The organism is Anaerococcus sp. AH8042_DFU013_CI05 (assembly GCF_047936775.1).
Classification (GTDB): Bacteria; Bacillota; Clostridia; order Tissierellales; family Peptoniphilaceae; genus Anaerococcus.
Genome location: NZ_CP175954.1, coordinates 920,876 through 932,500, shown reverse-complemented (window position 1 = coordinate 932,500; position 11,625 = coordinate 920,876). Strand labels below are relative to the sequence as shown.

Annotated in this window: 14 protein-coding genes; all 14 read left to right on the top strand. The window is 28.0% G+C overall.

The window, feature by feature from the left end:
• The first annotated feature begins 424 nt into the window (after positions 1 to 424).
• The 14 genes from ACKRLN_RS04880 (at position 425) to ACKRLN_RS04815 (ending at position 11,586) form a co-directional block, all read left to right on the top strand.
• Positions 425 to 1,714 carry a HEPN domain-containing protein gene (locus ACKRLN_RS04880; RefSeq protein WP_416335379.1) on the top strand — a complete coding sequence of 430 codons (1,290 nt, stop codon included), beginning with the start codon at positions 425 to 427 and terminating at the stop codon, positions 1,712 to 1,714.
• A gap of 219 nt (positions 1,715 to 1,933) precedes the next feature.
• Positions 1,934 to 2,698 (top strand): MBL fold metallo-hydrolase, encoded by a 765-nt coding sequence (locus tag ACKRLN_RS04875; protein WP_416334441.1) that lies wholly within the window; start codon positions 1,934 to 1,936, stop codon positions 2,696 to 2,698.
• A gap of 372 nt (positions 2,699 to 3,070) precedes the next feature.
• Positions 3,071 to 3,271: a PLDc N-terminal domain-containing protein gene (locus ACKRLN_RS04870; protein WP_203126937.1), complete on the top strand. Its 201-nt coding sequence runs from the start codon at positions 3,071 to 3,073 to the stop codon at positions 3,269 to 3,271.
• A complete protein-coding gene (locus tag ACKRLN_RS04865; protein WP_416335378.1) occupies positions 3,271 to 4,185 on the top strand; it encodes an ABC transporter ATP-binding protein in 915 nt (304 codons plus the stop codon). The genes ACKRLN_RS04870 and ACKRLN_RS04865 overlap by 1 nt, the downstream gene beginning before the upstream one ends.
• Positions 4,182 to 4,949 (top strand): ABC transporter permease, encoded by a 768-nt coding sequence (locus tag ACKRLN_RS04860; protein WP_416334440.1) that lies wholly within the window; start codon positions 4,182 to 4,184, stop codon positions 4,947 to 4,949. The genes ACKRLN_RS04865 and ACKRLN_RS04860 overlap by 4 nt, the downstream gene beginning before the upstream one ends.
• A gap of 13 nt (positions 4,950 to 4,962) precedes the next feature.
• Positions 4,963 to 6,066: a helix-turn-helix domain-containing protein gene (locus ACKRLN_RS04855; protein WP_416334439.1), complete on the top strand. Its 1,104-nt coding sequence runs from the start codon at positions 4,963 to 4,965 to the stop codon at positions 6,064 to 6,066.
• Between the two features lie 313 nt (positions 6,067 to 6,379).
• Entirely contained in the window at positions 6,380 to 7,405 is a 1,026-nt protein-coding gene (locus ACKRLN_RS04850) for an acyl-CoA thioester hydrolase/BAAT C-terminal domain-containing protein (RefSeq protein WP_416334438.1), read from the top strand.
• Between the two features lie 779 nt (positions 7,406 to 8,184).
• Entirely contained in the window at positions 8,185 to 9,024 is an 840-nt protein-coding gene (locus ACKRLN_RS04845; RefSeq protein WP_416334437.1) for a GyrI-like domain-containing protein, read from the top strand.
• A gap of 283 nt (positions 9,025 to 9,307) precedes the next feature.
• Positions 9,308 to 9,472, top strand: a complete 165-nt coding sequence (locus ACKRLN_RS04840) for a hypothetical protein (protein WP_203126942.1) — start codon at positions 9,308 to 9,310, stop codon at positions 9,470 to 9,472.
• An 88-nt stretch (positions 9,473 to 9,560) separates the two neighbouring features.
• Positions 9,561 to 9,794: a helix-turn-helix transcriptional regulator gene (locus ACKRLN_RS04835; RefSeq protein WP_203126943.1), complete on the top strand. Its 234-nt coding sequence runs from the start codon at positions 9,561 to 9,563 to the stop codon at positions 9,792 to 9,794.
• 177 nt (positions 9,795 to 9,971) lie between these two features.
• On the top strand, positions 9,972 to 10,289 hold the full coding sequence (locus ACKRLN_RS04830; protein WP_416334436.1) for a hypothetical protein: 318 nt from the start codon (positions 9,972 to 9,974) through the stop codon (positions 10,287 to 10,289).
• Between the two features lie 84 nt (positions 10,290 to 10,373).
• The gene (locus ACKRLN_RS04825; RefSeq protein WP_416334435.1) at positions 10,374 to 10,859 is read left to right on the top strand and encodes a C47 family peptidase; all 486 of its coding nucleotides are present in this window, start codon (positions 10,374 to 10,376) and stop codon (positions 10,857 to 10,859) included.
• 129 nt (positions 10,860 to 10,988) lie between these two features.
• Positions 10,989 to 11,351: a hypothetical protein gene (locus tag ACKRLN_RS04820; RefSeq protein WP_416334434.1), complete on the top strand. Its 363-nt coding sequence runs from the start codon at positions 10,989 to 10,991 to the stop codon at positions 11,349 to 11,351.
• Between the two features lie 103 nt (positions 11,352 to 11,454).
• Entirely contained in the window at positions 11,455 to 11,586 is a 132-nt protein-coding gene (locus ACKRLN_RS04815) for a hypothetical protein (RefSeq protein ID WP_416334433.1), read from the top strand.
• Positions 11,587 to 11,625 lie beyond the last annotated feature (39 nt).

Genomic DNA, 11,625 nt, shown 5'->3' with positions numbered 1-11,625 from the left:
ATAAGTAAATTTAGATTTAGAGATAATTTAAAACATAAGAAATATACTTATGGATATATTCTCACATGCGTCGCTTACTTAAAATATTAAAATTTATCCATACTGACCATTCAAGCCATGTGGAGACTGTGGTATTGATGTCACTAGTGAATTAGAGTATATCTCTATTTATTAAAAACTTGCAAGGAATTTTTGTGATGTTAGATTCTTATAGGCTAGATAATAAAAATATATTAAAAGGTAAGTGGGCTATTTCTTTAAATGAGTTAATTTCAGATGATGGATTATATCCAATAAAGCTATATCGGGTAATTTAGAATTAAATAATGGAAAAATAACTTTAGATTTAAATGGTAGATTAACTGGAGTATCATTGAGCCTTTTTGATGAAATTGAAAAAATATATGGGTAATTAAGTAATAATCTGTACGTAGTCTTAGAAAAGTACTACCTTATTAATCCAACCATTATTCCTGATGGATATAATGTAGAAAGGTATGTTTCAAATTATGCATATATAATTTCATTACCTAATAATGATGTTTCAGTACTTAAAAATCAAGAAGTTTATGCAACTAGAGCTAAGTTTAGCTTTTCTTATCTTAATGATTGGTATAATATTGACCATCCTATATTAAATGATGAGATGAGCAAAGACTCTTTTTCTATAAAATATATTAATAAATTTTCCAATGAGAATAGTTTTAATATTTTAGATAATAAATTTACTATAAAAATAAAGAGAGATATTAGAGCGATTAATGAATTTAATAAAGGTGCTAGTGCTAAAATGGATTATTATATAGAAGTTATATCTAATAATTACGAAGTAAAAAGTGTTAGAGAGTTCTATGAAATTTCACAATGGTTTATGAAACTGATTGATTTTTTAACCCAATCTAAAAAAAGATTTTCATACATCAAATTCTATCTAGAAGATGAAAATAATAAATTTCAATCTAAATCTTTAGACAATGGAGACTATGATTATAAGTATCCAATATACTATGGTCGGTTTATATTTCGTCAATTAGATGAGCAAGCGCAAGAATTCAAATATAATTCATTGAGGTTGAGTTATATAAAAGAAGATTTAGAAACTATAATTTGTAATTGGTTTAAATATAAAGAAAAACTAAAACCAGTAATTGATTTATATACCCAAAATTATATTCCTACCTTAGATATAGAAAGTATTCTCGTAAAACAAACAGAGATGATGGAAAGGCTTTACGATAACTTTTTTAACAGTGCAAGAGAAACACAAAATTGTGATGATTCAAATTTAGACAATACTATTTTAGAAATTAAAGATTATCTAGATAAAAATAACATAGAAATTTCTATTAAAGAAGAAATAACTAGGAGACTAGTTAATGATAAAAAAAATCGTCCTACTTTAAGAGAGAAACTAACTGTTATTTTAGAGAATATACCTGATCAGCTAAAAAATATTTTTTATTTAGTAGATAAAAATTGGAAAAATGATTCGAATTTTGAAAAAAACTTTGCTAATAGATTGAAAGATACAAGAAATTATAACACGCATGGACCGGGAAATAATAAGAATAAATCACGTCTAAAAGCTTTTAAAGAATTAAATAATGCTAATGCTGTTTTAGAATATATAATTTATTATCATGTTATACATCAATTAGGAATAACAGATGATAAATTATTAAATTATCCATTCCTCAGAAGAAAAATACATTAATAGTAGGAGGAAAACTATTCAGTTAATAAAGATTAGTATAAGGCAAATCATAAGGATAAATGTATAAAAAAAATTTAAATTTTAATTATAAGTGTTTCTTTTTATAATTATATATATAGTTTATGGGACCTTATCATCATTAACCATATTAAGATATTTATGATTACTTTAATAATTTAAAAAAAATATGATGAGGTGAAGGGTTAATAAGGAGTAGTTATGGATACTTGGTTTACAATAGAAAAGATAGATTCTCAAACATTTGCATTAAGTGAATACAAACACTGGGAAGAGACTCATTGCTACTTATTATGTGGAGAGAATAAGGCACTCTTAATAGACACAGGACTCGGTGTATCAAATATTAAAGAAGTTGTAGAAGAATTAACAGATTTACCAGTTGCAGTTTTTACTACACATGTTCATTGGGATCACATTGGTGGCCATAGATATTTTGATTGTATTGGTGTTCACAAAGAAGAAAAAGAATGGCTTTCAAAAAAATTTCCTCTTCCATTAGAAGTTGTAAAAAAGCAATTAACAGAGAAAGTACACAATTTTCCTTGTGATTTTAATATTGATGACTATAAGATTTTCCAAGTAAAGCCACAAATAGTTTTTCAAGATAGCTATACATTTGATTTAGGCGGGAGAACTATTGAGGTTATACATACACCGGGACATTCTCCTGGTCATTGTTGTTTTTATGAACATGAAAGGAAATATTTATATTCTGGAGATTTAATTTATAAAGGATGTCTATACGCTTTTTATCCTACAACTGATCCTAAATTATTTTATAAATCAATAAAAAAGATACAAAAATATGATATTAAAAGAGTTTTGCCTGGTCATCATGATTTAAATATTACAAGCTCATTAATTAATGAGATAGAGGATGGTTTTAGATTATTAGAATCAAGAGGAGATTTGAAACAGGGAAAAGGGATATTCAATTTCGGTAACTATCAAATTCAGATTTGATCCTTAAATTATATTAGATATATTCCATATATGCTGGTTTAAAAAATCAAATGTTTTCCATAATTATCACTCAAGTCTGTAATATTGACGTCAATAAATTAAATACTTGAATAAATCTTAAATCTACATAATTAAACTAAAAACATCTTATGGTAAAATATAAATTAGATATTTATGTAGTTGAATAAAAAGTAATTCAAGGTATATATTTTAAAAGTAAGTAGGCCTGTACCAATTTTGGTGCAGGCCATTTTATTGGTCTTAATTAATGTAGACTTTCCTTATAGTTAATAAAAATAAAATAAGTATACTAATAGTTTCTTGATAGTTTATTAAATAAAATGATAGGATACAAATAAAGGAGGAGATAATATGGACTTTATTAGAGAATTTTTTCCTGTTCTTTTACCTATTGTTATCTTGGAGATTATACTTATGATTTATGCTTTAAGTCATGTTTTAAAACACGATAGATACAAATTTGGCAGTAGAACCATGTGGATTTTAATTGTTATTTTTATTCAAATTATTGGACCTATTTTATACTTAACAATAGGTAGGGAGGAAGAATGATGAAAGCACTTAAAATTGAAAATCTTCATAAATCTTTCGGGAAAAACACGATTATTAATGGCTTATCCATGTCGATTCCTGAAAATACAATCTTTGGGTTTTTAGGTAAAAATGGTGCTGGAAAAACTACGACAATGAAAATGATTTTAGGATTTTTGAAAATTAATGAAGGCTCCATTGAAGTGTTTGGAGAAAAAGTTAGCTTTGGTCAGTCAAAAACCAATCGATTTATCGGATATCTTCCAGATGTACCTGAATTTTATGGCTATATGACTTCAAAAGAATATCTCAATTTATGTGGATCTATAACTGGTCTTAAAAAAAATGAAATTAAAAACAAGAGCGAGGAACTTTTAGAATTGGTGGGATTAAGGGATGTCAATAAAAGAATTAGTGGCTATTCTAGAGGCATGAAACAGCGCTTGGGTATAGCCCAAGCCTTGTTAAATAGTCCCAAATTATTAATATGTGATGAACCAACTTCCGCCCTTGATCCACTTGGAAGAAAAGAGATATTAGACATCATATTAAAGATAAAAGACTCTACAACTGTTATTTTTTCCACACATATTTTATCGGATGTTGAAGCAATCTGCGATCATGTTGTGGTGCTTGATAAAGGAAAAAATGTACTAGAAGGTTCGATAGATGAGCTAAAAAATATAAAGAGAAAAAATACAATTAAAATCAGGTTTAAGTCGAACAAAGAGCTAAAGGTATTTAAGTCACTAGATAAATTTTCAAATCTTGTAACGAATGAAAAAGGAGATATTTTATACCTTACAGACGAAGACAATAAAATAAAAGATATTGATATTTTATATGAGCTATATAAGCTAAACATATTTCCTCTAGAAATAAAAATAGAAGAACCTACATTAGAAAATATTTTTATGGAGGTGACGAAAGCATGAGGATATTTTTATCTCTATTGAAGAAAGAAGCTATTGAAGGTTCAAGGACTAAAAAAATGATTTCTACCTTTATCCTGTTCTTGTTTATAGGGTTAATAAGTCCTTTGACAGCGAAATTAACTCCCATGATACTTCAATCCATAGCTACAGGCAATATAGATATTAACGCAGTACCACCATCAGAAATTGACTCTTGGACACAATTCTTTAAAAACATTAGTCAAATAGGTATGCTTGGCTTAGCCATTATACTAAGTACACAAATGGCAAATGAATTCCAAAAGGGAACCTTAATTAATTTGTTATCTAAGGGACTGCCAAGGTATCAAGTAGTGCTATCGAAGATTTTTTATAATTTCATTTTGTGGTTTATTGCTTACTTTGGTTCTTTTATACTTACTTATTTCTATACAAAGTACTTTTTCGGGATTTCCTTCCCTATAAAAAATATACTTATGGCAGCCTTGCTTCCTTTTATATTTGGTTTATTTTTAATAGCATTAGAGATATTGGCTGGAGTGATTTCAGGAAATGTTATAGGAACATTAATATTAACGACCGCTGGGATTGTGATTCAACTTATATTATCCATTCGAGATGAAATTGTTAAATACATGCCTATTGCATTAATAGGAAAGCCTGTGAATCTTATAAAAGGAATTGGATATGATGACTACTATGTACCGATTATTACAGGCAGCATTTTGGTTATAATCTGTATCGTAATTTCGATTGCTGTAATAAACAAAAAACAAATCAGTTAGGAGGTAAAATATAATGCTAAAAATTGGAGGAAATATTCTTCAGAAACGAAAAGAAAGAGGTATAACTCAGGAGGAATTAGCAGAATTCATGATGGTAACAAAAGCGTCCGTATCAAAATGGGAGACAGGTCAAAGCCATCCAGATATTTTACTTCTACCAAAACTTGCCACTTTTTTCAATATAAGTGTGGATGAATTAATAGGATATGACCCAGATTTATCTTCAGCTCAAATAAAAAAAATTTATATAGACTTAGAGAACCGTGTCTTAGATGCAGGTATGGATAGTATCGTAGAAGATATAGAAATTAAAATAAAACAATATTATTCTTGTTTTGAACTTCTTTATTACATGGCTTTGTTTATTTTGAACCATTGTGATTTAGCAACTGATGATGTGAAAAAAGAAGAATATCTCGAATACGTAAATAATATATTAAAAAGAGTGTGTGAAGATTCGAAAGATCCTATACTTAAAGATCAATCATTGAGCTTAAGGGCAGCCTGTTTAATTAGTTTAGGAAAACCGGAAGAAGCATTAAATATTTTGCCTTCTTCTGACATGCTATCTATATCAAAAGATTGCTTGGTGGCTTCAGCTTATTTAAAAACGAAGGAAGAAAATAAAGTAGATCAAAAACTTCAAGTAATGATTTATAAGAACATAATTGATTTAATCACCCTTCTTATGATGAAGAGTAGTTTGCATGATGACGATCGGGTCGAAACATTGGAAAGAGTGGAAGATTTAATAGAAACTTTTAATCTCATTGAAATAAATGTTTCTATTGTTTTAAATTTCTATTTATCCTTGGCAACTCATTATATTGAATATAATAACCTAAAACTCTCTATTCAATATGTAGAAAAATTACTCAACCTACTAATAAAAGGCAAGGAAAAATCTTTTAATATAAGAGGAGATGAGTATTTTGATCAAATAGATAAATGGATTGATGAAAATTTATTATTATCTGCTAAGCCAAATAGAAGTGACGATATGATTGCTCGTTCTTATATAGGATTATTAACTAATAATGAGAGTTTTAAAGATATTATTATTCAGGAAAAAATAAAGCTATTAGTTGATAAGGTTAAAGAAATCTATTCATTCTAATTAAAAGTCTATTGTAAAAATAAAAGCTTATAATTTTCATAAACTATAAGCTTTTATTTTTTGTTTCTATCATTAAGAATAAAAAAATTACTCAAAAACATCATTTCATACGAATGAATATAGGAAATAAAAAAATAGAGTAAGGTTAAAAATTGATCTTATTGATATGTCCATGATATATCAGATTGAAATAAATGTATTTATTTATATAAAATAAGCATATAAATAAAAAAAGTTTCATTAATGTAGTTTGAAAAATAAATTTCATTCTAAAATTGGGTATAATTTTGTTAAGATTAGGAGGATTTAATAAATGAAAAAGATTTTAAAAAGAACTTTTTTCATAGCATTGGGTTTATTTGCTATAATTTTTGTAGTGAGAGTCTATAATGACTACAAGTACAAAGATTCTAATAATGTGGAAACTCCTGAATATTACAAGGATGTAAGAAATATTAGTCTTTACCCAACAGACATTGAAGGTGTAGATGTTAGATATGTTGATGAGGGAAGCTTGCAGGGATTTCAATTTACTCCTAAAAAGAAACTGTATAATGGTGTAGTACTTTGTTTTGGAGGATCTGAGGGCAGCCCAAATTTTGAAACTGCACAAAAGTTATCTCAAAAAGGTTTTGAAACATTTGCAATATTTATGTTCGGTATGAAGAATCAGCAAGATACATTGGTAAGAATACCATTAGAACAATTTGAAGATATACTAGCTTATCTACACAAGACTATTGATGATCAAGTTCCGATAAGTATTATAGCAGCATCAAAAGGAGCTGAATATGTCCTTAATCTAGCAAGTAAATATCCAGAAATTTCAAATTTAGTTTTGATTGCTCCATCAAGTTATAATTTTGCAGGGCTAGACTTTAATGATTATGGCTCTTCTTGGACATATAAGGGAGAAGAACTTCCCTATATAGATATAAAAAAAGGATCTTTTGGCTCTTTCTTAAAAAATATTGTTTTATCTTCAATTGTAAACGCACCAATTTCTTACAAAGATACATATACAAGTGCAGTAGAATCTGACTCAAATAGAGAAGAAAAAATGATACCGATAAAAGATGTAAAGGCAAATATTTTGATGATTGCGGGAGTTGAGGACGCTATGTGGGACAGCTTAAATATGGCAAATATCATTAAGAATCAATCACCTCATGCAAAGCTACTTTCCTATGAAGGTGCTGGACATATTTTTGGAGCTAACGGTATATTAAATTTGGAGAATATGAGAATAAAAACAGGTGGAAATTTAAAAGCAAATCAAAAGGCTCAAGTAGAGTCAGAAGAAGCTATTGAAAACTTTTTGAAAGATCAACATAAATAATCCACTATTTTTAAATTAAATATTATTTAAGTTCATTATTTGTTTATTTTACGCATTAAAGATGGCCGAGAAATTAGTATGTATATAATTTGATTAAGATTTTATCAAAGAATTCTATACTATAATTATTAGATAGTAGATATGAAATTATACATAGATTGGGGGTTATTTATAGTGAAAATTTTTGAGTTATTAAAACAAAATTTTCATTTTATATTAATATTTATCGGGTTGATACTCTTTTCCTATTCATTAGTTGCTAAAAATGAATTGAACAAAAATACAAGAAAAATCTATAAAATAATAGGAATTGCAATTACTATAATAGGATGTATAATTCATTATTTTAAGTGAAAAAAGTATGTAACTTTTTATTTTTCAATTCAAATTTCTACAAATGAGAAAATTATCCTTTATAAAGATTTTCTAGCATCTATAACAACAGGTGCTATTTTATTGTTTAAATTTAGGATATGAGCTGACGATAATTTCATGAATATGGTTAAGTTATAAGTAGTTTTTATTTTATATTATTCTTTATTTACTAGCAATTTATAAAGTTACTGACTGAAACTTGACTATTATATCTTATAATAAAATAAAGGTGATAAAAATAATAGTGGGTGATTTTAATTAGAGTGAAAGCTTTAAGAGTTATAAGAATTACAAATATAATATTAACAAGTTATAAATGCTATAATATTTGTATTAATATTATTGAGTATAAATTAACAAATCCTTGTACAATTTAAATGAAAGGTGGTGGGAATGTGGATATAATGAAATCTTTTAACTTAGCAATAGACTATATTGAAGATAACTTAACTGAAGAACTTGATGAGAAAGAGATAACACGGATAACAGGATATTCATTTCCAATGTTTTCAAGAATATTTTCAATCATATCAGGATATTCATTATCTGAATATATAAGGTTAAGAAAGATGACAAATGCTGCAATTGATTTAAAAAATTCAGATAAAAGAATTATAGATATAGCAATAAAATATGGCTATAATTCTCAAGATTCTTTTGCCTTAGCTTTTAAAAGTTTTCATAAGCTAACTCCAGGACAAGTAAAAAGAGGAAAAAAGTATCAATATTTCCCAAGAATCTACTTTTCAATTTCAGTTCAAGGAGGAAATCAAATGGATATTAAAATTGAGAAAAAGAAAGCATTTAAAGTAGCTGGTATTAAATCAGATGTAACTAAGAGTTCAAATTTTCCAAAAGTTTGGGATAGACTAGTTGAAATAGTACCAAGAGAAAAATTTAAAGAGTTTGGTAGTGGTCAAATTTATGGTGTTGGATATGATTATTTAATGGATGAAGAAGATTCATTTACATATTTAGCTGGTTTTGATTTGACGGATGAGGTAAAAGCTAAGGAATTAGGATTAGATACACTCAGTATTCCTGAAAAAGAGTATGCTATTGTAAGCTTAGAAGGTCCTATACCAAAATGCATTCACGAAGGATGGAAGTATATTATTTCATATTTCTTCCCAAAAGAAGGATATAGACATGATGAAAGTCCCGATTTTGAAGTATATGGAGATGGAGACCCTAATTCAAAAGATTATCAAATGGAATTATGGGTTCCAATAGTAAAAGAATAAGATAGCATTAACAGATTTGAAAGCATCTATCAAAATGATAGGTGCTTTTTTGATGCCTAAAATTAAGGAGTAATCTTGACATATGATATTAGATTTTTGGAAAACATAGTCTATGTAACGGCAAAACATGGAGATAAATCTGTGCCAGATAGTCCAGAAGAAAGGTTGGATAATTTCTCAACTTTTTCAATTTATCAAATTCTACCTCAGCTAATTGAGTTATGGGGACTTAATATAAAATCGGAAGAAGTTCCTAAAAAAAGTAAGACCAACAGAAAGACCAATGACTACACCCTTGTTTTTACTAAGGGCAGTGGAACTTGGTCTTTCTGTTTCTGATTTATCTCTACTAACAATTGGACTTATAAATGATATGTTTACAGAAAAGAATAACGATGATTATAAATATAAGGAAGTGGCTACACAAGAAGACTTTGATAAGTTTTAATAACAATGCAAATATATTTGCAATATAAAAAGAAATATATTATAATAGAGTTAAATTAAGAATGTTAGATAGGTAGGTTCAAAATACTTTGGAAAATAGTATAAGACAAATTAGGAAAGAAAAAGAATTAACCCAAGAACAATTAGCTGATGGGCTTAGTGTAACAAGACAATTTATTAGTCTTTTGGAACGTGGAGAGGCTCAAGCCACAATTTCAGTAGGAATAGAAATTGCAAACAAACTAGACACATGTGTTTATACATTATTTGGTTTTGATAAGTTTGAGTGTGAGCAGTGTCATGAAGGTGCAGGAGGAAATTAAATGGTATATTTAAATCCACAAAGGTATAAGAATGGTGATTGAGAAGATGATATTTTGGTTTTAGATTAAGATTGGTAGTTAAAACATGAAGTATCTAAATTCTATAAGGTAGAAATAGTACTAAATAGCGTAATCTAGGAGACTAGAAAAAGAAGGATGAAGAGGTTGTTAACATTAGTGATAGCATTAGTAATGATGCTACCAGTTTTATCGTCGAGGTCTATTGCAGCTAATGAAGGTGAGCAACCGGATGTAAAAGAATTATATTTAGTTTCCGATAAGGTTAATGAGAATCATATTACATATGCTAATAGCGAAAAAGAGAACGTGCTAATGGCTTTAAAAGATGTAATATCTCTAGATGGATTTGTTTTGGAAGACATGATTTCATTTGGGAAACCATTTAATTTAAACGAATCAACATATATACCAATCATAATAGATAATAAAATAGTAGCATTGATGGCTGTATCGGATTTCGAAGGAGAATTATGATGGACTCTGTCAAAGGATTTTTCTGATGGCTTAAATCAAATTTCTGAACTTACAAGTCTCGAATCACCTGCTTTTTTATATACAGTGAAGGGAAATGTCTTTGCAACTATTTCGGGTAAAGAAATACAGTTGACTTTTTATCCTGAACTGGAAGTATCTAGTGATTCAAAATTATATAATGAGACTGAAATTCCTTCAAAAAATGCAGTAAATATAATGGAAATCGAAAACTTAGAGGATAGCTATAGACTAGATAATATGGTTTATGAACCAAGGTCTTCGAGTAGTAAATATATTGATTTAGATCTAGCAGAAACTCAAGGGGATCAGTCTTGGTGTTCGGCTTTTGCTGGTGCTCAAATTTTAAGACAAAGAGGAAAAGGAAAGATTTATGCAATCAATATAATGAGATATTTCTATCCAAATGTTAGTTATGCCGATTTAAAGAAAAAATCTATTTCACATAAGCAACTAATTAAATATGCTAATAACAAAAAGTCATATCCATCAGAAAGTACAGGAACTTTAAGTCTATATTCAGTAAAAAAGCAAATCATGCCCTTGTCTTAAGAGGTTACAACACAAGAAGCAACACGTATTCTGTATGGAATCCTTGGAATGCTAGTTATGTCAGTATGTCCATATCAAGTAAGAGTATATCTGTAAATGGTGGCAAGTTTGTATGGAGTTCGACAATTTATGGATGGTAGATATAAAAAAATCTTTGCTTCTATATTATTACTAATTACTGTAATAGGAGGAATATATATAGCAAAGAATACAAGTAAAGATGATATTGATGCTAATTATAAACCTATGATAAAAGTAGAAGACAAAATTTATTATTGGTCCAAAGATCTAGAGGATATTAGTCTAAAAGATTTTACCTTGATAGGAGAAGTAAAAAAATCATATAATTCTGGATCCAAGTCAATAGATGAAGGAAGTGAAAATTACTCAAGTAATGTATTTCCTACAGGGTCGAAACTTTATCTTTATGATAAAACTAGTATTATTGTTGAGACCAATAGTGGAGTCAGCCTATGTGTTGAAGGAAAATAACTTTTTTCTATGGGACTACAAACAACAAAATTTTAAAATTTGATACCTAATAAAAATTAAAAAATCAAGATTGTTTATATAGAATAGCGTGAACACAGAAGCCATGTTTTGTGGAATTAGTAGTGAAGTTAGTAACCAACAAATGAAGGCATCTAGAAAAAATCTAGGTGCCTTTTTCATGTCTACTTTTAGGATAAATGACAATAAAAGAAGTAGCTACGCAAGAAGACTTTGATAAATTTTAAGTCATTACGAATGATATTGACAAATTATA